This is a genomic window from Streptomyces gamaensis (assembly GCF_042656465.1).
Classification (GTDB): Bacteria; Actinomycetota; Actinomycetes; order Streptomycetales; family Streptomycetaceae; genus Streptomyces; species Streptomyces gamaensis.
In genome coordinates this window covers 84,834-109,621 of the sequence record NZ_JBHSPB010000004.1, presented here as the reverse complement: position 1 = coordinate 109,621, position 24,788 = coordinate 84,834, and the positions used below count along the sequence as shown (strand labels likewise).

Below are 24,788 nucleotides of genomic sequence, written 5' to 3'. Positions count from 1 at the left end.
TGAGGCCACGAAGGGGTGGGGGCAATGGCACTGTGGGACAAGTTCTTCGGCAACTGGGGGCGTGCGGCGGAGCAGCAGCTCGACCATTTCGGCGGTGTGAACGGCGCCGTCGAGCTCACCAAGCGGCACCCGACGTTCTCGCTCACCAAGCAGGGCGCGGTCACCGGCAATCTGCGGGTCAACCTCTCCTGGCGGATGCGCACCTCGGAGTTCACCGACCGGCCGCGCGGCGGCGGGCTGCGCAGTCCGCTCAGCAAGTTCCGGCCCGAGATCGTGCAGGCGCAGGGCACCGCCATGGTCAACGTCGACCTCGACCTCGCCTGTCTGTATGAGCTCAAGGACGGCACGAAGGGAGTGGTCCAGCCGCTCGGCAACATACTGGGCAGCCTCAACTCCCCGCCGTACATCCAGCTCAGCGGGGACGACCGGTTCGGCTCGGGCTCGGGCGAGACGATCTACATCAACATGGACCACCGCGACGACTTCAAGCGCCTGCTGGTCTTCGTCTACATCTACGACGGGACACCGGCGTTCGACCGTACGCACGCGACGGTCACGCTGTATCCGGGCAACGGGCCCCGGATCGAGATCTCGCTGCACGAACGCGCCCCCGAGGCGCGTTCGTGCGCCGTCGTCCTCATCGAGAACGTCAAGGGGGAGATCACGCTGCGGCGCGAGATGAAGTACGTCTACGGCTTCCAGTCCGAGCTCGACCGGCTCTACGGCTGGGGTCTGCAGTGGGGGAGGGGCTACAAGACCAAGGTCTGACGGAGCCGTGCCCCTACGGGGCGCGGTGCCCCTACGGGGCCGGCTGGAACTGCGGGCCCTGCGGGGGCAGCTGGAACCCGTTGTCCACCGCTTCCGGGTACGCGGCTCCCTGCGGGGCGGCCGGAGCCTGCTGCGGATACCCGTAGGCGGGCTGCGTGGTCGCGGTCGCCGGGTACGCCGGGACGGCCGGGGGCACGCTCGGCGGCGGTGGATAACCGTAGCTGTGGGGTGCCGCGTGCGGTTTCGCCTGCGGTGTCGCCTGCGGCGGGCCGGGCGGCGGTACGGCCGGGGGCAGCGGCATGCCCACGGAGCCGGGCAACGGCGCGCCGGGAGCGGTCTCGGGGTACGCGGACGCCTGCCCGGGGCCGCCGGGGGCGGCGAACGGTTCCGGGGACCAGCGGGGCTGTGCGGGGTCCGCCGGCGCGGGTGCGGTCGGGGTTGTGGCGGGGTGCGCCGGGTCGTCGGGGGTCTGGGGCCAGCCGGGCTGTGCGGGTGTGCCCTGTGCCGTGGCGGGGTGTGCGGGCTGGTCGGGGGTCTGGGGCCAGCCGGGCTGTGCGGGTGTGCCCTGTGCCGTGGCGGGGTGTGCGGGCTGGTCGGGGGTCTGGGGCCAGCCCGGTTGCCCGGATGCGGCGGTGTGTGCCGGAGTCGCGTCCGGCAGTGATGCCGCCGTGCTCGTGGGGGCCGGGCCGGAGCCCGTCGGGGTGGACCCCGGTCGCGGTTCCGGGAACCGGCCCGGCTGTCCGCTCGCGGTGGGGTGTCCCGTGCCCGGAAGCGGGCCCGGTTGCCCGGGTGCGGGGGCCGGGGTGTCCCCGGGCAATGGGTCCGGGTGCGGGCCCGGCACGCCCGCGAACGGTTCCGGGTGCGGGCCCGGCTGTCCGGGTGCCGGGTCGCCGCCCTCCTCGACCGTGATGCCGAACTCCGTGGCCAGGCCCAGCAGTCCGGAGGCGTAGCCCTGGCCCATGGCGCGGAACTTCCAGGTGTCGCCGCGCCGGTAGAGCTCGCCGCAGATCAGCGCGGTCTCGGAGCCGGTCTCCGGGTGCAGTTCGAAAACGGCGACGGGCGCGGCCCCGTCGCCGGCGGCGTCGTACAGGAGCAGACACAGGTCCCCTACGGGCTCGAACGTGCCGCCGTCCGCCGACGCGGCGAGGACCACGCGGTCCACGCCCGCCTCCAGCGCCGCCAGATCTGTCTCGATCGTGTCGGTCAGCCCCTCCGTCAGCCGCCGCTTCGCCAGGTGGCGGACCGCGCCGGAGGGGTGCCGGGGCTGGTTGTAGAAGACGAAGTCGTCGTCGCAGCGCACGCGGCCGCCGGCGTCGAGCAGCAGCGCGGAGGCGTCCACGTCGGGGACGCCGGGCCCCGGGGTCCAGCGCAGCACGGCCCGTACGTGCCGGACGTCCAGCGGGATGTTCGACCCCTTCAGCATGGCGTGCGTCATGTCCGCCATCCTGCCTTCCTCCTCGCGGGCCGGACAACGCAGGGGGCGGGCGCGCCTCGAACACACGGGGCAGATGGTTCTCCAGCGCTTTGGGGAACTCTTGACCCGTCCTCGCGCGTACGATAATCGGCCACGCTTCCCGGGCGGACGGGCCGAGCCGGAGGCAGTGGCACACGGGGAGAGACATGAGGCACTTCGCACATCTTGCGCCCGCGGAGCGGAACGCTCTGTTCCACCGTGAGCCGGGCGCCTTCGACGCCGGCTCCCCGCTGCCCGTCCTCGCCACCGCCCTCGGCGCCACGCTCTACAGCCCCGCGACCCGCCCCGCCCTCGCCCGCGACGTCGTCAAACAGGCGGACCGGGGGGTGGTCTCGATGGTGCTGTGCCTGGAGGACTCCATCGACGACGCCGATGTCGCCGCCGCCGAGGACAACCTCGTGCGGCAGTTCGCCGAGCTCGACGCCCTGGCCGCGGCGCGCGGGGAGCGAGGGCTGCCGCTGCTGTTCGTCCGCGTCCGTACGCCCGAGCAGATCACGGGCCTGGTGCGCCGGCTCGGCCGCGGCGTGCGGCTGCTCACCGGCTTCGTCCTGCCGAAGTTCACCGAGGAGCGCGGCCTCGCGTTCCTGGAAGCCCTGACAGCGGCCGAAAACGCCTGCGGGCACCGGCTGTTGGCGATGCCCGTCCTCGAATCGCCCGAGCTGCTGCACCTGGAGACCCGTACCGACACCCTCGCCGGCATCGCCCGCGCCGTCGGCAAGTACCGCGACCGGGTGCTCGCCCTGCGGCTGGGGGTGACCGACTTCTGCTCCGCCTACGGGCTGCGCCGTGCCCCCGACATGACCGCCTACGACGTGCAGATCGTCGCGTCCGTCATCGCCGACGTCGTCAACGTGCTCGGCCGCGCGGACGGCAGCGGTTTCACGGTCACCGGCCCGGTGTGGGAGTACTTCCGCCAGCACGAGCGGATGTTCAAACCGCAGCTGCGCCGCAGCCCCTTCGCCGGCCCCGCCGAAGCGCTGCGCAGCGCGCTCATCGCCCACGACATGGACGGCCTGCTCCGCGAGATCGAACTCGACCGCGCCAACGGCCTGCTCGGCAAGACCTGCATCCACCCCTCCCACGTCGCCCCCGTGCACGCGCTGTCGGTGGTCAGCCACGAGGAGTACAGCGACGCGGCCGACATCCTGCGGCCCGGGCACGACGGCGGCGGCGTCCTGCGCTCCGCCTACACCAACAAGATGAACGAGGTGAAGCCGCACCGCGCCTGGGCCGAACGCACCCTGCTGCGCGCAGAAGTCTTCGGTGTGGCAAGGGAGGACGTGAGTTTCGTGGAACTGCTGGCGGCGAGCGTACGGACGGCATGAACGTGCAACAGGAAACAGACGGCCCGAACGGTACGGACGAGGGGAACAGCGCGGTGGTGTGGTCGGGACAGTGGGTCGCGGACCGGCTCGGAGTCGGTCTCGACGGCGACGCCGCCCTGCCGGAGCTGCTCGGCCTCGCGCTGCGCCGCAACCCCCGGCGCGCCCATCTGCTCGTCTCGAACGTGCTCGGCAAGCACGTCCCGCAGCGCCCCTCGACCGTGTACGGCGCGGGCCTGGGCCTCGGCCGCCGCGTCCGGGAGCTGCTGGGAGAGGAGGACGCGGCCCGTGCGGTCGTCCTCGGCTACGCCGAGACCGCCACGGGCCTGGGCCACTCGGTGGCCGACGGCCTGGCCCTCGCCCCGTACCTGCACTCCACCCGGCGGCCGGTGTCGGGCGTGGCGCCCGTCGGCGGCTTCGAGGAGGAGCACAGCCACGCCACCTCGCACCTGCTGCTGCCCGAACGGCCGGAACTGCTCGCCGGTGAGGGCCCGTTGGTGCTCGTCGACGACGAGTTCTCCACGGGCCGCACGGTCCGCAACACCATCGCCGCCGTGCACGCCCGCTTCCCCCGTGAACGCTACGTCGTCGTCGCCCTCGTCGACATGCGCGGCCCGGCCGACCGCGAACGGCTGCGGGAGTTCGCCGCGGACCTCGGCGCCCGCGTCGATGTGATCACGCTGGCGGCGGGCGAGGTCCGGCTGCCGGAAGGGGTGCTGGAGCGCGGGCAGGAACTCGTGGCACGGCACGCGGGGACGGACGGACCGGCGCCCGTACGGGTCGGCCCCGCCGCGCCCGTACGGGCGGAGCCCGGCTGGCCCCGAGGGCTGCCCGACGGCGGCCGGCACGGCTTCACCCCCGCCCACCGGGACGTGCTCCAGGCGGCGCTGCCGCGGATGGCGGCCCGGATCGCGGCCGCGCTCCCGGCGGTACGGCGGCGCGTCCTCGTCCTGGGCACCGAGGAGTTGATGTACGCGCCGCTGCGCCTCGCCGAAGCGCTGGAGCGGCTGCTCCCGGACAGCGACGTGCGGTACTCGACGACGACGCGCTCGCCCGTCCTGGCCGTCGACGACCCCGGCTACGCGATCCGTACCCGGCTCGTCTTCCCCGCGCACGACACGCCCGCCGACGGACCCGGCGAGCGGTACGCCTACAACGTGGCGGGCGGCGGCTTCGACGCGGTCGTCGCCGTCACCGACTCCACGGGCGACACGCCCGAACTGCATGCCCCTGACGGCCTGTTGGCGCGGCTGGGGGAGCACACGGGGAGCGTACTGCTCGCGGTGATCCCCTCCTACGTGCCCGCCTCCGCTGTCGCCGGCGCCGGTCTGCCGGAGCCGCTGCGCGGGCCCGCGTTCTCCTCGTACGCGCCCGACGACGTCGGCTGGCTGCTGCAGGACCTCTCCGACGTCACGCTGGAGGCACCCACCGAGGAGCGCGAGGAGGCCATCCAGCGCGGGGGCGCGCACTACGCGGAGTCCCTGCCGGTCGAGTACCAGCCCAGCGAGGAGTACCAGGCGCTCTACCGCGCCGCACTCGACGCCTCGGCCTCCCGCGTCGCACGCGCGGTCGGCACCGTCACAGAGACCGTGCTCGCGGAGCGGACGCGCCGGCCGGTCCTGGTGTCGCTGGCCCGCGCCGGCACGCCCGTCGGCGTCCTCATGCGCCGCTGGGCCCAGCACGCGCACGGCCTCGACCTGCCGCACTACGCGATCTCCATCGTGCGCGGACGCGGCATCGACGAGAACGCCCTGCGCTGGCTGGCCGACCGCCACGACCCCGCCGACGTCGTCTTCGTCGACGGCTGGACCGGCAAGGGCGCCGTCACCCGCGAACTCGCCGACGCCCTGCGCCGATCGGGCTTCGACCGGGCCGGCTTCGACCCGCGCCTCGCCGTGCTCGCCGACCCCGGCCAGTGCGTTGCGACCTACGGCACACGCGACGACTTCCTCATCCCCTCCGCGTGCCTGAACTCCACCGTCTCCGGGCTCGTCTCGCGCACCGTCCTGCGCGCCGACCTCGTCGGCCCGCACGACTACCACGGCGCCAAGCACTACCGCGAACTCGCCCGCGCCGACGTCTCGCGGGCCTTCCTCGACGCCGTCGCCGACCGCTTCACCGACGTGGGCGAGGACGTCACCCTCGACGTCAAGGCCCTCTCCGCCACCGACCGCACCCCCACCTGGGCCGGCTGGGCGGCCGTCGAGCGCATCAGCGAGGAGTACGGCATGGGCGACATCAACCTCGTCAAGCCCGGCGTCGGCGAGACCACACGGGTGCTGCTGCGCCGCGTCCCCTGGAAGATCCTCACCCGGCGCGGCGCGGGCGCCGACCTCGACCACATAAGGCTGCTGGCGCACCAGCGGGGCGTACCGGTGGAGGAGACCGACGGACTGCCCTACAGCTGCGTCGGGTTGATCCACCCGCGGTACACGCGCGGGGCCACCGGGGCGGACGGCACGGCGGTGGCGTCGTGACCACCGTTCCCCGCGCGCTGGTCGCCAGCGACCTGGACCGTACGCTCATCTACTCCGCCGCCGCACTGGACCTGCGCATGCCGGACGCCGAGGCACCCCGGCTGCTGTGCGTGGAGACGTACGAGCACAAGCCACTGTCCTACATGACCGAACAGGCGGCCGCTGGGCTGGCGGAGCTGGTCCGTACGGCCGTGTTCGTCCCCACCACCACGCGCACCCGCGAGCAGTACCGGCGGGTCCGACTCCCCGGCCCCGCACCGCGGTTCGCGGTCTGCGCCAACGGCGGCGAACTCCTCGTCCACGGCGAGTCCGACCCGGCGTGGCGGGCCCGCGTCGACCGCGCCCTCGCCGACGGATGCGCGCCGCTCACCGAGGTCCGCGCACGGCTGCTGCGCACGGCGGACCCGGCGTGGCTGCTCAAGGAGCGCACGGCGGAAGACCTGTTCGCGTACCTGGTCGTCGACCGCGCACTCCTGCCGAAGACCTGGGTCGAGGACCTGACGGAGTGGGCCGACACCCGCGGCTGGAGCGTCTCCCTGCAGGGCCGCAAGCTCTACACCGTGCCGAAACCGCTCACCAAGAGCGCGGCCGTCGCCGAGATCGTCCGCCGCACGGGAGCACGCGAAGTGCTCGCCGCCGGGGACTCGTTGCTCGACGCGGACCTGCTGCTCGCCGCCGACCGGGCCTGGCGGCCCGGCCACGGCGAACTCGCGGAGACCGGCTGGAGCGCGCCGCACGTGAACGTGCTGGAGGAACGGGGCGTGCTGGCCGGCGAGGCGATCGTGGGGGCGTTCGCGCGGGCGGCCGCCGACGGTGGCAGGATTCCCGCGAACGGACACGCACAGCAGCCCGCCAGCCCATGACCCGCCAGCCCGTGACCCGCAAGCCGATGAGTCGAGGAGCACCCCCCATGGCCAACATGAAGGCAACGCCGCTCACTCCCGAGCTCTACGAGTACGTCCTCGCCCACAACCCGCCGCTCGACCCCGTACAGCAGGCCCTGATCGAGACCACGCGCACCGCGCTCGGCCCGACCGCGCACCTCCAGGTCGCCCCGGAACAGGGCCCGTTGCTCGCCTTCCTCGTCCGCCTCACCGGTGCCCGGCACATCGTCGAGGTCGGCACGTTCACCGGTCTGTCGGCCCTGTCCATGGCCCAGGCCCTGCCCGCCGACGGCCGGATCGTCACCCTCGACGTCTCCGAGGAATGGACCGCCTACGCCCGCGAGGCGTGGGCCAAGGCCGGCGTCGCCGACCGTATCGACCTGCGGATCGCACCCGCCCTGGACTCCCTGCGCGCCATGCCGGCGGACCCGCACATCGACCTCGCCTTCCTCGACGCCGACAAGCCGAACTATGTCGCGTACTGGGAGGAGTTGGTGCCCCGGCTGCGCCCCGGCGGGCTGCTCGTCGTGGACAACGTCCTCTTCTCCGGCGAGGTCCTCGACCAGGAGGCGGCCGGCACGTCGGGCGCGGCCGTACGCGACTTCAACGAGCACGTGCGCGCGGACCCGCGCATGGAGTCCGTCCTGCTCACGGTCGCGGACGGGCTGACGCTGGCGCGCAAGCGCGGATGACGACGACGGTACGGGGCCTGTCGCGGCCCCGTACCGCTCTCTCCTGTGCTTGTGCTCAGCGGCAGCAGCCGCCACCGCAGCAGCCGCCACCACCGCCGGCGGACGGTGCCGGGGAGGCTGCGGTACCGGTGACGGCGACGGTCGACAGCAACTTCACGGTGTCCGCGTGCCCTTGGGGACAGGGAGCGGGCGCCGAGGACTCGGCCATGGGGCGGTTGAGCTCGAAGGTGTCGCCGCAGGTGCGGCAGCGGTAGTCGTAACGAGGCATGAGGGCAGGCTACCTTTGCCCACCCACCCACCCGCCCGGCACCCGGAAACGAGTCCTTCCCCACCGGGGGCTGCGCCCCCTGGACCCCCGATCGCGGCTGCGCCGCTCGTCCTCAATCGCCGGACGGGCTTGATTGTGCGGCCGAGCCGCGAATTCAAGCCCGTCCGGCGATTGAGGACCGGGGTCTGGGGCGGAGCCCCAGTTTCGGGAAGGGGCGGGGTGGGGAACAAGCCCGCCGCAGGCACCATCGACCCGCACCCCGGGGAAGGCTCAGCGGCCCGCCCGACCGCCCCGCTCCTCGCGAATCGCCCGAACAACCCCGGCCACCACCACACGCACCGCCTCCGTCTCCGTCAGGAATCGCCACCAGTCCGGATGCCGCCCCTGAAGACCGGACACCGCCCGGTCGAGCCGGGCCACGGCCTCGTCCAGCGGCTGCGCGTGCCGGGGGTCCGGGACACTGCGCCCGGCCATCGCCAGTACCTGCGCGTCACGGATCGCGAAACGCGTGCGTTCGACCTCGCCGCTGTGGTCGGCGGACACCTCGTCGAGACGGCGCAGCCGGTCACCGGCCGCCGAGACCGCCTCGTCGACCTCGGCCAGCAGCGTCCGTACCGTCGCCAGCCCGGCCAGCGCGTCCTCCCACCGCTGCTCGTCGCGCGCGGCCCGTACCTCCCGCAGCCCGGCCTCCGCGCGGGCGACTGCCCCGGCCGCCCGGTCCGGTACCTCCTGGAGGTCCTGCCAGCAGGCGGCGCTGTACCGGCGGCGCAGTTCGCTGAGGACGGGCCCGACCCCGGCCGCCCGTGTGGTGATCGCCTCGGCGCGGGTCCGCAGCGAGACGAGCCGTTTGTCGATGTCCGCGACCTGCCGCGGCAGCCCCTCGGCGTCGGAGCGGATCGCCTGCGCCTCGCGCAGGACGCGTTCCGCGCGCTCGACGGTCTCCCGCACCCCGTGCTGCGCCGCGCCCTGGTTGAGCCGGGTCAGCTCGGGGGAGAGCGCGGCCAGCCGGGCGGCGAGCCCGTCCGCGCGCAGCCCCGACGCCCGTACCGCGTCCAGCGCCCCGCTCGCGGCCAGCAGCCCCTGCCGGGCCCGTTCCACGGCCGGGGCGACCTCCGCGAGCCGGCTCTCGGCCCGGGCCAGGAGCGGGCCGATGCCCTGCGCGAACCGCTCCAGGTCGGCCCGGACGCGTTCCAGCTCGCCCTTGGCCCGCGTCAGCCCGTCGCGGGCGCGGGCGGCGGCCGAGGAGTCCAGGTCGTCCCGGTCCAGGTCGTACGCGTCGACGGTGTTGATGTAGGCGGTCGACGCCTGGTCGACGCGCTGCCCGAACGCCTCGAAGCCGGCGGCCGCCTCGCGGGCGGCGGGCGAGGGATCGGCGGCGGTGATCGTCTCGATGGAGAGCCGCAGCCCGCGCTGGGCGGTGTCCAGCTCGTAGAACGCGGCGGCCGCGGCGTCCTTCGCGGCCTGCGCGTCCGCCCGCGCGGCCGCTTCCGAACGGAAGAGACCGCCCCAGCGGCGGGCGCCCCCGCCGCTTCCGCCGCCGTCCCGGCCGCCGCTTCCGCTTCCGCCTCCGCCGAAGATCGCCGTCACGTGCCCCTGCCCTCTCCCGCTCCCGGCGGATCGCATGGATCGCGTGGATCACCCCTGGTCCGGGGGCCATTGTCCCATCCGGTACGGGGGTGCCCCCGGGGGCAGGGGCGCTCAGTCGGCGGGGGAGACCCGCACCGAACCGTTGTCGCTGCGCGCCGTGATCGAGTGGGGGCTCGCGCTGTCACGCGGGACATCGACCTGCGTACTGCCGTTGCCGCTGCGTACGTCCACCTTGTACGTGCCCTTCGGGACGGTGATCCGCGTCGCCCCGTTGTCGTTGTCGGTCTCCACCCGCTCGGGAACGCGCGCGAACGCGAGCCGGACCGTACCGTTGCCGGAACCCGCCTTCACCCGGCGGGAGCCGGTGCCCGTGGCGATCACCTCACCGTTGGCGCTGCGCAGGTCCAGGTCACCGGTGGAGTCCGTCACCTCGACGCGCCCGTTCTGCGAACGGATACGGAGCGCGGTCTCGAAGCCCTTCGCGGTGACCGCGCCGTTGCCGTCCCGTACGGACAGCTCGACCCCGCGCGGCACCTCGATCCTGTACTTCGCGGAACAGTTCGCGATGCCGGAGCAGTGGGAGCGCAGCTTGAGCGTGCCGTCCTCCATCTCCCAGCTCGCCCTGGCCGACCCGCCGAGGGTCCACGAGGAGAACCACCGGGTGACGCCGACGTCGGCCCTGCCGTCCTTCGCCGGGACGAGTTCGACGGGCGCGTTGTCCGTCTCGATGCCCAGCCGCTTCCCCGCGACCGGGAACGCCTTGTGCTCGGGGCTCGCGTCCTCGGCGTCCGCGGTGGCCGCACCGCATCCGGTCGCCGTCATCCCGATGACAGTGATCACGCCGAGGGCGAGGGCGGTGCGGGTACGGGTGCGGACGGTCATGGGGGCTCCGTAGGGGGGCGGTGCGGTGGCGATGCGGTCGGGCGTTTCGGCTTCGGTAACGAGGCTAGGGAGGCGCGGGCCGGGCGGGAATACAGCTCACTGCCGCTTCGGGGGTGGGGTTGTCCCCCGGTCCCCCGCCCCCACGGGCCCGCCCGCCCCCGTTCGCGCACCCGACCACCGCCCGGGTTTGCGAGGACCCGGGGCCCGCCCTGTAGGCTGTCACTTCGTGCCAGGGCGCATAGCTCAGCGGTAGAGCGCTGCTCTTACAAAGCAGATGTCACAGGTTCGAATCCTGTTGTGCCCACCAGTAAGAACGCCCCCGCAGAAGTCCTCCACGGGGGCGCTGACGGTAGATTTTGACGGCAGTCCCTACTCCGGACGCTTCTGCCGTCGCCGCAAGAGTCGGCCTAGCTGTCCTCGACTTCCTTCATCAGCAGCCGGAGAGTCAGCGAGTGCTTCTCGGGCGGCAGTTCATCCATGGCCGTGCGGGCATAGGCGACACCGCCGGCATGGTCACCGGACCGCGCCAGCATGAGACCACGGTGCATTTCCAAGTGCGTGGCGAAACGGGGGAGCGAGGCGGGCAGTTCACGCCGGGCCGCGTCCTGGGCCGCTACGGCGCTGTTCTCGTCGCCGAGCCTTGCGGCCAGCAAGGATGTGAAGACGTTCATGCGCCACCAGGGCACCGCGTAGTCGCTGGTCTGCTCATGGGATCCGGTGGCATCGAAGACCCGGCGCCCCTGCTCCAGGAGCTTCCGGGCTGTGGCCGTGTCGCCCCGGAGCGCGGCCGCGTGTGCCTTGCCCATGATGGCGTTCAGGAGCCCCAAGGACGGCTTGTCGCTGATGGCCATGGCCTGATCGGCCAGTACGTCCGCCACACCCAGGGACGCGCCCTCGTAACCGAGTGCGATGGCCGCCCGCCCGCGCACCCATACCCGCGCCGCCTCGTCGCCCGACTCGTCCGCCGCTCGGGCCGCCATGCGGTACCAGCTCACTGCCTTGGAGCCGTCCGCTCCCGGGAACGTCTTGGCGTACAGGGTCATCAGCCGGGACGCGACGGACCACAGCCGGGGGTTGTCGAGCTGCTGCTGGACGACCATGAGTTCGCCCGAGACGCGACGCTGGATGTCCGCCGCGCCCAACGACATGTAGTCCGTCCCGTAAGCGGCCAGCTTCCCCTCCCAGTCGTCGACGGACGGGCCGCCGGCGAGACGGGCGCTGAATCCCACGGTCAGCAGGTCGGAAGCCACCACGGGAGCTATGGCGGCCGCCGCTACATCACTGATGAACGTACGTCGCTTCACCTCGGCCTCAAGGACTGCTAGGGGTACGTCGAGCACGGCGGACAGGCACCGGAGGTAGAACGGCCCCGGCGTCACCTTGCAACATTCCCAGTTGCTCACGTACTCCCGGGTGAGGCCGGTGCCGAAGATTTTGTTGATCTCCGATGCCAAGCGGCTCTGACTCCAGCCGCGTGCCTTGCGTAGGTCCCTGATCAGTTGCCCAATGGCCATAGGCCAAGACTGCCACTGTGCGTGCACCTGGTCCGGGCAACGGAGGGTACCGGCAAGGGACTTGCCACTACTCGTGCCACTACAGCGCCTGCCCGTTCAGGTCGATGGTGTCGTGCATGGCGAACCATGGACAGCGGCTGAGGGGCGAGGCCGACCGGGAGAGCACAACAGGGGCGGACAGCGGCCGCCCCCAGCGGCGGACTCGTCGTCGGCAGGCTCCCGCGTCGCAGACAGCGCCCGTGCCCCTCTCGTACTGCGGGGTGTGCATCGGGCACCGCCTGGTCCACTGCCCCGACTGCGCCGGCTTCGGCGACATCACGGCTGAAGGGTGCGCCACCTGTCGCAGCACGGGCAAGCTCCCGTGCCCTCGCTGCGCGGGCGGGGACCGTGAACCGCACTCCTGGTGGTGACCTCATCGTCACCGAGCAACCTTCAACCCCCCTGAACAGGAAGGCAGTTATAGGTGAGAGTCGACCGGCCGGACTTGGACCAGATGCACCGCTACGTGGTCACGGTGCCGCACACCAGCGGCCCGTCACACGCCGAGCACCCCACCCCGGTACGCCCCGGGGACACCTGCCCCGGGTGCGCCACCGTGGACGCTGCTCTCGCCGAAGCGGTACGCCGCAGGGACACCGAAGCCGAAGCGCGGAGCGCGGCGGACCGCGCCCGTCACTGGCAGCGGGCCCACCGGCCGGTGTCGGCACGGTCGCCGGAAGAACGGCGGCGGCCCCTGCCCGGACGGAGCCGCGCATGACGACTCCCCAGGCGACCGGCCACGGCGAAGAGCGCCAGGCGCGCGACGTACCCGCGCCGTCTCCCACCCCGGTCCCCGCCGGCACTCGCGAGATCCCGCCCGAGGAGGCAGACAGGCCCTGCCGCTTCCCGTGCTCGATCTGCCGCAGCAAGGGGCGCCAGTGAGACGGCGCGCCCGCCAACGCCGGGCGTCGGCGTACCGCGAGCACGCGGCAACCGGGCTCGGCGCGCTCACGGCCGCGCTCATCGTCGCTGCGGTGTGCGCTGCCGTGTGGCTCGCGGTGACGAGCGTCCCCGCACACCGGTAGCAGCGGATGCCCCGCCCTGGGCGCCTCTGTGAAGGCGCGCGGGGCGGGGCATCGGCCGTCCGCCGGGGACCCTGTACGCGGTACACATTCCGTACACACGACCCCGGGACACCCCGTGATCACGAGTGAAAGTCGGTTACCTGTTTCGGCAGGTCAGAGCGTTGCCGCAACCGTTTCCGCTGGTCACGAAGGTGCTCTGAATGCGCTTACAAAGCCGTACTTGAGCCGGAACGTCGTCAAGCCGCACCCCGGGATCGAGCTGCGGCAGCTTCTGCCTGCATCCGGTCCGTAACGTCGATCCATTCTCCGGGGATCTCGCCGGTCTCGGCTTCGATGCGAGCCAGCTCGCGACCACGCACTGCGGCGGTGCTGATGTCCTCGGCGATCTGACGCCACTTCGCGAACGCGGGGCCCCTCAGGCTTCGTGGTTCTGGCGCCATCCGGCTTCGATGCGGGCTTGGGGCGAGAGTGGTTCAGAGGGCGCCGGTCCGGATCGCGGTGACGAAGGCGGTCCAGGCCGGCGCCCTGGGTATGAGTACGGGGCCGTGGGGGGTGCGTTTGCTGTCGCGGACGGGGACGGTGGTGGGGGCAGGGGCGGTTCCGGGTATGTGGTCGGCGACCTCCAGGCAGTTGCCGCCACCACCGGCGCTGTAGCTGCTCTTGCGCCAAGTCCTGGTGCGCAGTTCAGATGGTGTCTGCATGTGCGTGTTCCTCCGCCACCGACCGGATCAGTGCCAGGGACGCCTCTGGTGGCAACGCGACGGCCCGTGCGAGATCGTAGGACGCCGTGTACATGGCGACTAGGGAAGGGTCATCCAACAGTCGGCCTGTGTGTTCACTCTCCGTGTAGACCACGGGTGCCGCATCGGCGAAGGTCATGATGGATGTCAGGCCGCAACTCATGAGCGGGTGTGCTCCGGTCGCGATGGGCAGCACCTGGATCAGGATCCGGTCGCGCTGTGCCAACGTACCGATGTGGTTGAGCTGTTCGGCCATGGGCCGCCGACCACCGACAGGCAACCGGATCACCGACTCGTGCAAGATGGCCCAGAACTTCGGCTTCGCCGGTCCTTCAAGAATGGAGGCGCGTTCCAGCCGTGCCGACAGGCGCTTCTCGGCGAGTGACTCCGGTTGCAACGGGTCATGGGCGCGGATCACGGCGCGTGCGTACGCCTCGGTCTGCAGGACGCCAGGGACCAGGATCGGGGAGAACTCGCAGATGGACGCTGCGTACGGCTCCAGTTCCGCTGCCTGTGCGAAGTAGTCCGCGTGCTTGGACTTCCGCACCGCACCACAGTGCCGTTCGAAGAACCCGTTGGTCTCCAGCGCAACATCGATCCGATGCGCCAGATCCGGTGGCATCCGCCGTGTCCCGGCCTCCAGCTGACCGATGAACGCCCCACTGCAAATGACCCGTTTACCCAGATCCGCCTGTGACAGCCCCGCCGCCTCCCGCAGGTGCCGCAGTTCCGCCCCGTACAGGGCCTGCGGAGACGCGGACGGGTCGAGTTCCTTGGCAGGGGGCATCGGGCAACTCCGTGTACGCGGCATCTGACTATGTCATTGGCTGGACCACAGGCACTCCCGAGTGCACCGCTCCGACGCCAAAGTGAGCTGGCACACACGGTAGTTGCCCGTTCCGCATGAGCGGGACACGTTCGATGGAGGTTCGATGCACACCCCGGAAATCGGTGAGATCGTGCGCGACACGGAGGCCAATCGCCTCGGCCAGGTGATGGCCAGAGAAAGCAACGGCTACGCCCTCCGCCCCGTGCGTGGCGGCATTGAGTGGACCGCTCAGCCGTCCGCGCTCGAACCGCTCACCGAGCGGGAGTTGCTGAGTGCCCGGGTGGCGGAGGCCAATGCCGGGAGCCGGCGGAGCGGCCGGTGACGGAGCGGAAGGAGGAGGAGACGCACTGGTGCCTGCGGTGTGCGCGGCTGAGCATGGCGCGGACCATGGCGATCCGGGACGGGCGGATGCGGGACGCGTTCGCGATCGAGGACGAGCGCCAGCAGCACGTACGGGAGGTGTGCCCGTGAGCGTTCCGGTGCCGCACTCGGGCGGGGCTGCGGTCATCGCCCGCAGTGAAGTGGATTCGCGTACCGAGTGCGGGCGGCCCGCTGACGTACGGGACCGGGCGGCCGTCTGCCGTAACTGGGCCGCGTACGCCCGTACGTGATGCCCGGGCCGGCTCACGCCGCCGCTTCGCGGCAGTCCCGGCACAGGCCCGGGTGGGGTGCCCGGAACGCGCGGTCGCAGCCGTCGCAGTTGCGCAGGGGGTGGGGGCGTACGGGTTCCGGCTTCGGTGCGGCCGCCGGTACGGATGTGGGCAGGGCGGGCGGGAGCCAGTCGGTGAGGCGGTGGGTGAGGATCCTGGCGGGCCACTTCAGGCCCTCCGCCGGGAGTTCGCGGGTCAGGGTGTGCCTGAGCTGGTGCGGGCCGATGCCCCGGTCCAGCCAGGTCCGGACGAGCGGGGCCATGTGCCGGATGTCCCGCCCGGAGAGCAGCAGGCGCGGGTCGCGGCGGCGGAGGGAGGCCAGGATGTCGGCCGCCTCCTGGTCCACGGGTTCCTGGTCCACGGGCGGGAGTTCGGGGGTCGCCCGGGTGGGGGTGGGGGCCGCCGCCGGTACGTTCGCGGGCGTACGGTCCGTACGCGTCGGCAGCTGCGGTTCCGGGTGCCCGGTCCCGTCCGCAGGGGTACGGCCCGTACCGGCCGGAACCGCCGTACCGCCCGGCACCTTCCCCCACCGTGCCCCCGGGTGCTCGTACCACGTCGTCCGCGTCCGTACCCGCCCGTCCTTCCCCCGCACCCGCTTCCGCAGCAAGTACCCGGCCGCCTCCAGCTCGTTGAGCGCGCGGCCGATCACGGTCGCGCCCTCCGGGAAGACCTCCGCCAGCTGCTTGATACCGATCCTCGCGCCGTCCGGGAGGGCCTGGATGTACACCGCCAGGCCGCGCGCGACCAGCGACAGCGAAGCGTGCAACGCCAGGTGATTGCCGATGACCGTGAAGCGATCGGTGTGGCGGTGACGGACGTGGGTGACCCCGCGCAGCGGGACAACCGATGAGGTGGAGTGACAGGGGGCCTGGGCGATAGGCTGGGTCTCAGTCATTGGGAAGGCCGACTTCCTTGATGATCAGGCCCTCGACCGGGATGGCTAGGTCCCGTCGGGGGCCGTCTGCGTGTCTGGGTTCTTGCCGCGAACGTACACACGCAACTCACCCCGCATCCCCCGTACTTCGCCGCCTCACCCGATGGAGTGAGACCAGCCCCAAAGGCGACGTCCCCCGTCACCTGAGGTTCCAACAGGGCTGGAAGGGCTTGGTACTTACCCCACGTTCTTTACAAGAAGGCGGCAGGACCCACCGGGTCCCGGTCCACCGGGTCCCGGGGACCTCGACCCGGCACCGCGCACGCGGCCGGGGTGCGGTTCACGCGCGTCCGGGCCCGGGCCCGCAGGCCGGCTCGCGCGGTGCCAGGATGACGAGGCGGAGATCCTGGGAGTACGCGGGAATCAGCACGTGGGACACGACTTCCACTTCCTCGCGTTCGCGCCCCGGCAGTCTCAACCGGAAAACCCGGCCGTCCGCGTACGCGGTCACACTCCGGTCTTCGGTCCATATGCGGAAGCACTCGGGCTCCCGGAGGACGTCTTCGACCAGCATGGCCAATTCGCTGTCATCCGGCCGGCATGCCAGGGCGAAACGGATCTGTGCGAGGAAAACCGGTACGTGGTCGATCCAGTCGACCAGGATCTCACGCGCTTCGGGGTCGGTGAGGATCCAGTGCATGAGATTCGCCTGCGGGAGCTTCGCCCATGGGAACCACGCGTGCATTTCCTGGTTCAACGCGACGATGTTCCACAGTGAGTCGGTGCAATAGGCAGGGGCCGGGGACTGCCGGTCGAGCAGCAGCCGCACAGTGTTCAGGTCGGTCTGGCTGGCTTCTTTGGTCAGCGGAGTGGTTCCGGCCGCGTACTGGCAGAGTGCCCAGTGCTCGTCCGGTCCGAGGGACAGGACTTCCGCGAGCCGGTCGATCAGCTTCCGGGAGAGGCGCGGCGGTATGACGCCCCGTTCGAGATCACGGAACCAGCGCTCGCTGACATCCAGCGACCTCGCCACTTCCGCCTGGGACATCGGGCGCTCATGGCCCCGAGTGCGGCCGGCTTCCGCCCGCCACGAGCGTAAGAGCTCAGGAAATGCCGCAGGGGCAGGAGCTGCTGGAAGACGGGTCGATTTCCTGGAAGGAAAGTACCCAAGTGTTGTGATTTGCTGTGCGGCAGACATAGACACTCACGCAGAACGTTCCCCCCCAGCGCCCTGGCGCCGGCCGACGGGGGCAGTCTAACCTGCCGTACTCTCACCTACGCTGTGAGCGTTTTCACTGGGTAACCGAAGGGTCGATGACCGTTTTGTGAAAACGGAAGTGATCCTTCCTGCATTGCGTCAAAAATAGGTGCTGTCGGACAAGTTGGCCCTGCCGGCCTCCGGACGGGACGGCTGCCCGGGGGTCAGGCGCAGCGTGTCCCCGACGTGCACCACGGTGCGGCCTGCGGGGTGGGCGAGGGCGCCCAATATGTTGTGGTGCAGGCGGGCCAGCGTCCGGTGGATCCCCCGGTCCTCAGGAAGCGTGCCCTGCGGCCGAGTTGTCATCGAACAGCGAGGGGTGGCCTTGCGTACCCACGCGGTGGCCTCGCCCAGCGTGAGCGTTCCTCCCGGCCAGGCCTCCTCCGGAAACCCTTCGTCCCCGGTGCCCGTACCGGCCGTGTCCACCAGGAGGTTGGGGCGGAACCTGCGGACGTCCCAGTCCCCCTCCGGGTAGAGCCGGTGAGCGGCGCGGAGACTCGCTGTGGTCAGTACGTGCAGGGCCGACTTGGTGTCGAAGAAGACCCCTGGCTGGGTGGCCAGTTCCTTCGTCGCTCCGTTCGCCTCTTCGTCCTCGTCGTCCAGGACCTTCTCGAACAGGGCGCGTTGGCCGGGGAGCGGGCGGACGAGACGGGACGCGCGTCCCAGCCAGCCGGAGAGGCACTGGTCCAGTCGCGGGTCGCCGGCTTCGAGCTCCGTCCCGCCGGGCAGGCGCACAAGGACGCCGTTGTCGGGGCAGGTTCTGGCGGAGGCCAGCAGCAGCCGTCTCTCCTTCTTCGCGGAGAGGATCTTCCCCGACGCGACGTCGAGGACCGCGAAGCCGCGGTCCCCCTCCAGTCCCCGGTCGGTCAGCGTCACCGCGGGCAGGCGCTCGCCGCCCATCGACTTCACCGGATATCGCCAGACCTGCGCGACCGTCCCCACGACGTACGACAGCGTGTCCGCCCCAGGCATTGCCCCTGCCTCCGAATTGCCCGATGCCGCGCCGGGCCGCCCGTGGAATGGCGGCTCGACTTGGCCAAGGGCCGCCAACCTACCTCATCCGTCCCGGGGCGCCGGGCGGATCGCACCGGCAGATATCTGCCGGTCCACTCGCGGGGATCTTTTCGGGCAGTGCGCCCAAGTACCGGCAGATTATTGCCTGTTGACACTTCGTGCTGCCTGCATCAAAGATCTTCGTGCAGGTCGTCGGGGGTATGAGCGGACCTGAGCCTCGCCCGGCCGACGGCATACCAGCGTCAGTCACACTCCAAGGAATTCCGTGCCTCTGTTCAGCACCGCACGACAAGACCTGGCACGCTTCGCGAATGCCCATAACCTTCTGCAGGCCGGTGTCCAGTCGGTCCGTTCGGATTCGTACCGGAGCAGGTTCGGACGGTGGGAAGAACGGGCGAGTGTCCGGGCCAAGCCTCAGCGGGCACTCCGTGAGGAGGACGAGGGCAGGCTCTACTTCCCGCCCGAATTCGTCCCCGTTGTCTCGCACCCGCTGGTCCGGGAACGGGGCCAGGAATGCGCGGAGCGCATCCTCGTGCACCGTCTGCATCACTACCTGTACTTCACCGTGGAACTGGAACAGGTCGCGGTCATCCCGATCAGCTCGAAGATCAGCCGTGGGCGGGCCGGACTTCACCTGCCGGAGAAGATGAAGGAAGACGCCTTCAAGATCACCACGGATGAGGCGTGGCACGCCCAGTTCACCTACGACATGCTCAAGCAGGTCGAACGGCGCACCGGCGTTCCGGCGCACATGCCCGAGACACCGCAGTTCGTCGAGAGCCTCGACCGGATCCACCGCCGTATCGACCCGGACCTCAAGGGTCTCGACGAGCTCGTCTTCGCGGTCGTCAGCGAGACCCTGATCTCCAACATGCTGGGCGAGATCCCCCGTGACGAGCGTCTGCCCGTGGCGGTGCGCGAACTCGTCGCCGACCACGCGGAGGACGAAGGCAAGCACCACGCGTACTTCAGCAGCCTCCTTGAGTACCTGTGGCCGGCGCTCAGCCGGGACCAGCGGCGGCGTATCGGCCCGCTGATCCCGGAGCTGATCTTCACCTTTCTTGAGCCCGATTACCGGTCGATGAGCTATGGGCTCCACGAGACGGGATTCACCGCCCCGGAGATCGACCGGATCATTCACGAGTCCTACCTTCGCGACGATGTGAACAAGACCATCGGTGAAGCGGCCCAGGCCACGATCCACTACTTCAGGATGATCGGCGTCATGGACGACCCGGGGACCCGGGACGCGTTCCTCGCTTCCGGTCTCGCCGCCGACCTCTGATCAAGCCGCTCGTAAAAGTCAGCACAGGAGAACACCGTGGCAACCATCCGTCATGCGACGCGAAGTGACGGCGAGACCGTCCGGCGCATCGCCTTTCCCGTCCTCTGCGAGTACGGCATCCCGGCCGACCCGGACGGGACCGACGCCGACCTCATGTCGTTCGGCGACAGGCCGGACGACAGCGTTGTGCACCTTGTCGCGGAGGAGGACGGCATCATCGTCGGTGCGCTTCTCGCCGCGCCCGAAGGGCAGGGCCAGGGGCTCATGCGGCTCTCGAAGGTCATGGTCCGGGCCGGTCACCGCCGGAAGGGCATCGGCACCGCTCTCCTCGAAGAGGCCGCACGTACTGCGCAGGGCGCCGGTTTCACGGAAATGACCGTCACGGTCCGCCCGTTCTGCCAGGAGGCCGTGAGTCTCTTCGAGGCCCGGGGATGGCTCCGGAGCCCCGGTGCCCCTGTCTCCGCACCGGCCCCGGACCGTGGCTATGTGCTCGCACTCACCCGGGTCGTCGAAACCGTCGCGGCCTGACCGCTGCTCCGCTGCCCGGTCGAGCCATGCCTCACCCTCCACCGCATTCTCGTCAGCACAGAGATGAGTCATCAGCCATGGCCCCCGAGGGACACACACAAGAACTGCTCGTCCGTCAGGCCACCCTGGAAGCAGAAGGCGTCCTCGGCCTGGAACTCGTTTCCCCCTCCGGCAAGGACCTCCCCGAGTGGGATCCCGGAGCGCACATCGAGCTGGTACTGCCCTCGGGCCTGATCCGCCAGTACTCGCTGTGCGGTGACCCGCAGGAGCGCGGTTCCTATCGCATCGCTGTGCTGCGGGAGAGGGAGGGGAGAGGCGGCTCGGAGGAGATCCACACGACGCCGCTGGTGGGCATGGTTCTCCGGGTCCGCGGCCCGCGGAACAGGTTCCCGCTGGTCGAGGCGGGCCACTATGTGTTCATCGCCGGCGGCATCGGCATCACACCCGTTCTCGCGATGCTGCGAGAACTGCGCGCCCGTGACATCCGCGCCGGCTTCTCGCTGCTGTACGGCGGGAGGTCGCTGAACAGCATGGCATTCCGGGACGAACTCCGCCATCTCTGCGGCGACTTGGTCAGCTTTGTTCCCCAGGACGTCATGGGGCTGCCGGACATCGAAGCCGCACTCGCGGGGATGCCGTCCGACACGGTGGTGTACTGCTGCGGCCCGGAGGGTCTGTTGCGTGCCGTGGAAGACGCCTGTGACCTTCTGTTGCCGGACAGCACTTTGCACGTCGAGCGTTTCACCCCGCCCGCCCGGCCCTCCCAGGGCGCCGAGGACGCCGCGCTTGCCGAGAAGAACGCTGTCGGGGAGAACGCTGCCGAGGAGAACGCTTTCGAGGTGGAGCTGCGGCGCACCGGCACAACGGTGGAAGTGCCCCCTTGCAAAAGCATTTTGCAGGCAGTGCGGGAGGCCGGGGTCAGTGTGCCGTCCTCCTGCGAGCAGGGTCACTGCGGAACCTGCGAGACGGCCGTCCTGGCGGGCACGCCTCTGCACCGCGACACGCTGCTGACCGACGAGGAGCGGGAAGCTTCCGAGACGATGATGATCTGTGTGGGGCGATCGCGGTCCGAGAAGCTGGTGCTGGATCTATGATCCACTTCTTGCAACACGCCTGCACTGTCCATCCCGACACTTCGATCTCCCCAGGTCGCGGCACCGAAAGGGCTGCATCGTGAACACGCTTTCCGCCATAGGCTCGTTCCTGGTGGTCGCCACCACACTGATGGTGGCACCCGGCCCCGACACCGCCCTGGTCCTGCGGGCCTCGGTCGTCCACGGCAAACGTCACGCGTTCGCCACGGTCCTGGGCATCAGCAGCGGAGCGGCCACCTGGGGAATCTCGGCCGCGCTCGGCATCTCCGCGCTCGTCACGGCTTCCGAAGTGGCCTACAACACCCTGCGGATCGCCGGCGCCGCCTATCTCGTGTGGATGGGCGTGAGCATGCTGTGGAAGACGCTGCGGCGGGTCACCGCGGACAACTCCGGCGAGGAGACCGACTGGTCGACGGCCGTCACGGGCGCCGAGACGCCGATGCGGGCGTGGCGGCGCGGAATCACCACCAATCTGCTGAATCCCAAGGTCGGCGTCTTCTATGTCGCGATGCTGCCGCAATTCGTGCCGGACGGCGCGTCGCATCTCGCGATGGGCCTCCTGCTCTCCCTGATCCATGTGCTCCTTGGTGTGCTCTGGTTCGGCCTGCTCATCCAGGCGACGGATCTGGCCCGCAAGTGGCTGCAGCGCCGCTCTGTCCAGCTGGGCATGGACAGGGCCACCGGAGCCGTCCTGGTGTGCTTCGGCCTCCTGCTCGGTCTGTCCAGCTCCTGACCGACGGGTACGGGTGGCAGACTGTCCGCGACGAACCCGTGACACAGGGCAAGCGGACACAGGGGGCAACATGCGCAAGACGGTAGCTGTCGGGCTGGGGGTGCTCGTGACGGGCGCCCTGCTCGTCGGGTGCGACGGGAAGAACGGGGCCGCCGGGACGGTGTCGAGCCCCTCCGGCGCCGCCGGTACGCCCCCTGCGAGCGCACCACCCCCGGCCTCCGCCGACGGCAAGGCCGACACCGCCCACCTCCCCGACGTCATCGGCAAACGCCTCCCCGAGGCCCGCAAGGCCGTCGAGGCCGCCGGGTTCCGGCGCATCACCCCGCACGACGCCAGCGGGCGCGACCGGGCGCAGGTGATGACCTCCAACTGGAAGGTGTGCACGCAGAAGCCCGAAGCGGGCAAGCAGGACAAGAGCCAGGAGGTCGCGCTCGGGGTCGTCAAGGTCTCCGAGTCCTGCCCCGCCAAGGACAGCGGCGCCCCGGAGAAGGCCGGCGACACCGTTCCCGACCTGAAGGGGAAGTCGGTGAAGTCCGCGTACGAGTCGGTGGGCGCGCGGAAGGTGGACGCGCAGGACGCCAGTGGGCGTGGGCGGCACGTGCTGGTGGGCTCCAACTGGCAGGTGTGCTCGCAGAGTCCGCGGGCGGGGGAGAAGCTGGGCGAGAAGGTCGTGGTGCGGGCGGTCAAGTACGGGGAGAGCTGCCCGTAGCGGGTCCCGTACGGCGGGAGCCAACCGTACGGAGAGCGCCGCCCGTAGCGGGCCCACCCGCGAAGTCAGCCGCCCGCAGCGGACCGCTGCGCCGTGTCCTCCCGAAAGGACGCCGCAGCCCGCGTCGTGAGCGGTACCGGGCCCGTCGGCCCCGGCATCAGTAAGGGATGTCCCTGTCCCTCCAGCCACGCCCGGTACGTCGGGTTCCCGCGTGCCAGCGCGATGTAGGCGTCCTCCAAGTCCGTGAAGAGCGCATCGTGTTCGCAGGCGGAAAGCGCTCCCGGGCGTATCGCCAGTGACAGCTCCGCCGTGAGCGGATCGCCGTGGAGCGGGCGGATGACCGTTCCCGCGGTCGGTTCGGCGGTCGGCTGGCAGGGGCGTACGGCCTCGCCGGAGGCGACCAGGTCGGCGGCCGTGGCGTTGTCGCGTACGTGCACCAGGCGCGGGTTGAGGCCGGCGGCGGTGAACGCCCGCCGCATCGCGGCCCATTCGTGGTCGGCGGTCGGGTCGACGATCCAGGAGTCGGCGGCGAGGTCGGTGAGGCTGACCACGTGCTGCCGCGCGGCCGGGTGGGCGGCGGCGACGGCGACGAAGCGGGGTTCGCCGGTGGCCAGGACGCGGCGTTGTATGCCGGGCGGGACGTGCAGGGGGAAGCCCTCGGTCTCGTGGACGAAGGCGACGTCGAGCTGCTGGGTGGCCAGGAGTTGGAGCAGGGTGGTGGAGGAGACCTCGATGTGGATGGTCACGTCGGTCTCCGGCAGGCGGCGGTGTATGCGGCGCAGCCACTCCGTGACGACGCGGCCGCCCACGCTGCCGAGGCGCAGCCGTGCGCCGCCGATGCCGGCGGCGGCGTCGCGGGCGGCGGCGACGAGGGCCGCCATCTCGGCGACGATGGGGCGGGCGCGGGAGAGGACCGCGTGGCCCAGGGGTGTGGGGCGGCTGCCGGTCTGGCCGCGGGTGAAGAGGAGTCCGCCGATCGCGGCCTCGATACGGCGGAGTTGGGTCGTGAGCGAGGGCTGGGTCATGCCCAGTTGCAGCGCGGCTTTGCGGACACTTCCCGCGTCCGCGATGGCGCAAAGCGCACGGAGGTGTCTGACCTCTAGCTCCACGTCGGGAGCATAACTGCGGCCTCCTATGTCACACCAGACACATGTCAGGAACATGTCGGCCGGAAGCGGAATCGTTCCGGCCGGGTGCTGGGCGCAGGGTAGGCGATTCGATGGTGTTATGGCCAACTGGCATCATCCGCACCGTTGATTACTCGTCAGAGACTCGGCGGGACCAACAGTTCATCCGCGGACCCCGGTCGCACGGCCCCACCCCGTGCGGTGCGAGGGGTTCTCGGCACGAATGGAGTCCCCCACATGAAACGCTCCACCACGGTGCTGTCGGCAGCTCTCGGTCTCGGGCTCGCGGCGGCGGTCGTAACCGCCGTGCCCGCGACCGCCGCATCGGCTCCCGCCCCGTCCTCCTCCCAGGGCTACACGGCGTCCTCGTACGCCGGTTCCGCCCAGGAGAAGGCGAACAACAAGGCGTTCTTCGAGGCGGTCGTGAAGTCCGCGCTCGCCAAGCAGGCGGCCTCGCCGGGCCTGCGGACGGTCACGGTCACCTACGACGCGAGCAACGCACCCTCGTTCTCCAGAGAGATCGCCAACAGCGCACAGATATGGAACAGTTCGGTGCGCAATGTCCGGCTGCAGCAGGGCGGCAACGCGGACTTCAGCTACTACGAGGGCAACGACCCGCGCGGCTCGTACGCCTCCACCGACGGGCACGGGCGCGGCTACGTCTTCCTCGACTACCAGCAGAACCAGCAGTACAACTCCACCCGGGTCGCCGCGCACGAGACCGGGCACGTGCTCGGCCTGCCGGACCACTACTCGGGGCCGTGCAGCGAGCTGATGTCCGGCGGCGGCCCCGGCCCGTCCTGTCAGAACGTCTACCCGAACGCCAACGAGCGCGCCCGCGTCGACGAGCTGTGGGCCAACGGGCTCTCCGCGTTCGCCAAGGACGGGCTCACCAAGGTCCGCTGATCACCGGCGCGTTCCGCGAGGTCCACTGATCCACCCACCCCGTCCACCGGTCGCCGGCCACGCCACCCCCGGCCCGCACGGTGGACAACGGCGGCCCGGCTCCCCCCACGGA

Annotated in this window: 27 protein-coding genes and 1 tRNA gene; 16 read left to right on the top strand and 12 right to left on the bottom strand. The window is 70.9% G+C overall.

Annotation, left to right across the window (positions count from 1 at the left end; genetic code table 11):
* Window positions 1-24: 24 nt before the first annotated feature.
* A complete protein-coding gene (locus tag ACFP1Z_RS07810; protein ID WP_390315178.1) occupies window positions 25-768 on the top strand; it encodes a TerD family protein in 744 nt (247 codons plus the stop codon).
* A gap of 31 nt (window positions 769-799) precedes the next feature.
* On the opposite strand, the gene ACFP1Z_RS07805 is transcribed toward ACFP1Z_RS07810, so the two are convergent.
* A complete protein-coding gene (locus ACFP1Z_RS07805) occupies window positions 800-2,212 on the bottom strand; it encodes a TerD family protein (RefSeq protein ID WP_390315177.1) in 1,413 nt (470 codons plus the stop codon).
* Between the two features lie 176 nt (window positions 2,213-2,388).
* On the opposite strand from ACFP1Z_RS07805, the gene ACFP1Z_RS07800 reads away from it, so the two are divergent.
* The 4 genes from ACFP1Z_RS07800 (at window position 2,389) to ACFP1Z_RS07785 (ending at window position 7,617) form a co-directional block, all read left to right on the top strand.
* Entirely contained in the window at window positions 2,389-3,567 is a 1,179-nt protein-coding gene (locus ACFP1Z_RS07800; protein WP_390315176.1) for an HpcH/HpaI aldolase/citrate lyase family protein, read from the top strand.
* Between the two features lie 2 nt (window positions 3,568-3,569).
* The gene (locus ACFP1Z_RS07795) at window positions 3,570-6,041 is read left to right on the top strand and encodes a phosphoribosyltransferase (protein WP_390315175.1); all 2,472 of its coding nucleotides are present in this window, start codon (window positions 3,570-3,572) and stop codon (window positions 6,039-6,041) included.
* 77 nt (window positions 6,042-6,118) lie between these two features.
* On the top strand, window positions 6,119-6,904 hold the full coding sequence (locus tag ACFP1Z_RS07790; RefSeq protein ID WP_390315525.1) for an HAD family hydrolase: 786 nt from the start codon (window positions 6,119-6,121) through the stop codon (window positions 6,902-6,904).
* Between the two features lie 47 nt (window positions 6,905-6,951).
* On the top strand, window positions 6,952-7,617 hold the full coding sequence (locus tag ACFP1Z_RS07785; RefSeq protein ID WP_390315174.1) for an O-methyltransferase: 666 nt from the start codon (window positions 6,952-6,954) through the stop codon (window positions 7,615-7,617).
* Window positions 7,618-7,672: 55 nt separating this feature from the next.
* On the opposite strand, the gene ACFP1Z_RS07780 is transcribed toward ACFP1Z_RS07785, so the two are convergent.
* From ACFP1Z_RS07780 to ACFP1Z_RS07770, 3 genes are all read right to left on the bottom strand, one after another.
* The gene (locus tag ACFP1Z_RS07780; RefSeq protein ID WP_390315173.1) at window positions 7,673-7,885 is read right to left on the bottom strand and encodes an FmdB family zinc ribbon protein; all 213 of its coding nucleotides are present in this window, start codon (window positions 7,883-7,885) and stop codon (window positions 7,673-7,675) included.
* A 270-nt stretch (window positions 7,886-8,155) separates the two neighbouring features.
* Window positions 8,156-9,472, bottom strand: a complete 1,317-nt coding sequence (locus ACFP1Z_RS07775; protein ID WP_390315172.1) for a coiled-coil domain-containing protein — start codon at window positions 9,470-9,472, stop codon at window positions 8,156-8,158.
* 111 nt (window positions 9,473-9,583) lie between these two features.
* Entirely contained in the window at window positions 9,584-10,354 is a 771-nt protein-coding gene (locus ACFP1Z_RS07770; RefSeq protein ID WP_390315171.1) for a DUF4097 family beta strand repeat-containing protein, read from the bottom strand.
* A gap of 232 nt (window positions 10,355-10,586) precedes the next feature.
* Between ACFP1Z_RS07770 and ACFP1Z_RS07765 the strand changes: the two genes are divergently transcribed.
* Window positions 10,587-10,661 (top strand) — tRNA-Val (locus ACFP1Z_RS07765).
* Window positions 10,662-10,761: 100 nt separating this feature from the next.
* Here the strand turns inward: ACFP1Z_RS07765 and ACFP1Z_RS07760 are convergent.
* Window positions 10,762-11,868 (bottom strand): helix-turn-helix domain-containing protein, encoded by a 1,107-nt coding sequence (locus tag ACFP1Z_RS07760; protein WP_390315170.1) that lies wholly within the window; start codon window positions 11,866-11,868, stop codon window positions 10,762-10,764.
* A gap of 79 nt (window positions 11,869-11,947) precedes the next feature.
* On the bottom strand, window positions 11,948-12,136 hold the full coding sequence (locus ACFP1Z_RS07755) for a hypothetical protein (protein WP_390315169.1): 189 nt from the start codon (window positions 12,134-12,136) through the stop codon (window positions 11,948-11,950).
* Between the two features lie 649 nt (window positions 12,137-12,785).
* Here ACFP1Z_RS07755 and ACFP1Z_RS07750 point away from each other — a divergent pair.
* Entirely contained in the window at window positions 12,786-12,932 is a 147-nt protein-coding gene (locus ACFP1Z_RS07750; RefSeq protein ID WP_390315168.1) for a hypothetical protein, read from the top strand.
* A 473-nt stretch (window positions 12,933-13,405) separates the two neighbouring features.
* Here ACFP1Z_RS07750 and ACFP1Z_RS07745 read toward each other — a convergent pair whose 3' ends face one another.
* Window positions 13,406-13,633, bottom strand: a complete 228-nt coding sequence (locus ACFP1Z_RS07745; RefSeq protein WP_390315167.1) for a DUF397 domain-containing protein — start codon at window positions 13,631-13,633, stop codon at window positions 13,406-13,408.
* Window positions 13,617-14,459: a helix-turn-helix domain-containing protein gene (locus tag ACFP1Z_RS07740; protein ID WP_390315166.1), complete on the bottom strand. Its 843-nt coding sequence runs from the start codon at window positions 14,457-14,459 to the stop codon at window positions 13,617-13,619. The genes ACFP1Z_RS07745 and ACFP1Z_RS07740 overlap by 17 nt, the downstream gene beginning before the upstream one ends.
* 145 nt (window positions 14,460-14,604) lie before the next feature.
* On the opposite strand from ACFP1Z_RS07740, the gene ACFP1Z_RS07735 reads away from it, so the two are divergent.
* The 3 genes from ACFP1Z_RS07735 to ACFP1Z_RS07725 are packed head-to-tail and all read left to right on the top strand — an operon-like array spanning window position 14,605 to window position 15,112.
* Window positions 14,605-14,823 (top strand): hypothetical protein, encoded by a 219-nt coding sequence (locus ACFP1Z_RS07735; RefSeq protein ID WP_390315165.1) that lies wholly within the window; start codon window positions 14,605-14,607, stop codon window positions 14,821-14,823.
* Window positions 14,820-14,972, top strand: coding sequence for a hypothetical protein (locus tag ACFP1Z_RS07730; RefSeq protein WP_390315164.1), 153 nt, complete (start codon window positions 14,820-14,822; stop codon window positions 14,970-14,972). Before ACFP1Z_RS07735 ends, ACFP1Z_RS07730 begins: the two co-directional genes overlap by 4 nt.
* Window positions 14,969-15,112, top strand: coding sequence for a hypothetical protein (locus ACFP1Z_RS07725; RefSeq protein WP_390315163.1), 144 nt, complete (start codon window positions 14,969-14,971; stop codon window positions 15,110-15,112). The genes ACFP1Z_RS07730 and ACFP1Z_RS07725 overlap by 4 nt, the downstream gene beginning before the upstream one ends.
* A gap of 13 nt (window positions 15,113-15,125) precedes the next feature.
* On the opposite strand, the gene ACFP1Z_RS07720 is transcribed toward ACFP1Z_RS07725, so the two are convergent.
* From ACFP1Z_RS07720 to ACFP1Z_RS07710, 3 genes are all read right to left on the bottom strand, one after another.
* The gene (locus ACFP1Z_RS07720) at window positions 15,126-16,046 is read right to left on the bottom strand and encodes a helix-turn-helix domain-containing protein (RefSeq protein WP_390315162.1); all 921 of its coding nucleotides are present in this window, start codon (window positions 16,044-16,046) and stop codon (window positions 15,126-15,128) included.
* 319 nt (window positions 16,047-16,365) lie between these two features.
* Complete coding sequence (locus tag ACFP1Z_RS07715) at window positions 16,366-17,070, bottom strand: MmyB family transcriptional regulator (protein WP_390315161.1); 705 nt, start codon at window positions 17,068-17,070, stop codon at window positions 16,366-16,368.
* Window positions 17,071-17,379: 309 nt separating this feature from the next.
* Entirely contained in the window at window positions 17,380-18,252 is an 873-nt protein-coding gene (locus ACFP1Z_RS07710) for an MOSC domain-containing protein (RefSeq protein WP_390315160.1), read from the bottom strand.
* A 307-nt stretch (window positions 18,253-18,559) separates the two neighbouring features.
* Here ACFP1Z_RS07710 and ACFP1Z_RS07705 point away from each other — a divergent pair, with 307 nt between their 5' ends.
* The 5 genes from ACFP1Z_RS07705 to ACFP1Z_RS07685 all read left to right on the top strand — a co-directional run bounded on the left by ACFP1Z_RS07705 (window position 18,560) and on the right by ACFP1Z_RS07685 (window position 22,643).
* A complete protein-coding gene (locus ACFP1Z_RS07705) occupies window positions 18,560-19,579 on the top strand; it encodes a diiron oxygenase (protein WP_390315159.1) in 1,020 nt (339 codons plus the stop codon).
* Between the two features lie 36 nt (window positions 19,580-19,615).
* Window positions 19,616-20,107: a GNAT family N-acetyltransferase gene (locus tag ACFP1Z_RS07700; protein WP_390315158.1), complete on the top strand. Its 492-nt coding sequence runs from the start codon at window positions 19,616-19,618 to the stop codon at window positions 20,105-20,107.
* A 77-nt stretch (window positions 20,108-20,184) separates the two neighbouring features.
* Window positions 20,185-21,201 (top strand): PDR/VanB family oxidoreductase, encoded by a 1,017-nt coding sequence (locus tag ACFP1Z_RS07695; protein ID WP_390315157.1) that lies wholly within the window; start codon window positions 20,185-20,187, stop codon window positions 21,199-21,201.
* A gap of 79 nt (window positions 21,202-21,280) precedes the next feature.
* Window positions 21,281-21,934 (top strand): LysE family translocator, encoded by a 654-nt coding sequence (locus tag ACFP1Z_RS07690; protein WP_390315156.1) that lies wholly within the window; start codon window positions 21,281-21,283, stop codon window positions 21,932-21,934.
* 70 nt (window positions 21,935-22,004) lie between these two features.
* On the top strand, window positions 22,005-22,643 hold the full coding sequence (locus tag ACFP1Z_RS07685; RefSeq protein ID WP_390315155.1) for a hypothetical protein: 639 nt from the start codon (window positions 22,005-22,007) through the stop codon (window positions 22,641-22,643).
* A 65-nt stretch (window positions 22,644-22,708) separates the two neighbouring features.
* On the opposite strand, the gene ACFP1Z_RS07680 is transcribed toward ACFP1Z_RS07685, so the two are convergent.
* The gene (locus tag ACFP1Z_RS07680) at window positions 22,709-23,752 is read right to left on the bottom strand and encodes a LysR family transcriptional regulator (RefSeq protein WP_390315154.1); all 1,044 of its coding nucleotides are present in this window, start codon (window positions 23,750-23,752) and stop codon (window positions 22,709-22,711) included.
* A gap of 255 nt (window positions 23,753-24,007) precedes the next feature.
* Here ACFP1Z_RS07680 and snpA point away from each other — a divergent pair, with 255 nt between their 5' ends.
* Window positions 24,008-24,676: a snapalysin gene (snpA, locus tag ACFP1Z_RS07675; protein WP_390315153.1), complete on the top strand. Its 669-nt coding sequence runs from the start codon at window positions 24,008-24,010 to the stop codon at window positions 24,674-24,676.
* Window positions 24,677-24,788 lie beyond the last annotated feature (112 nt).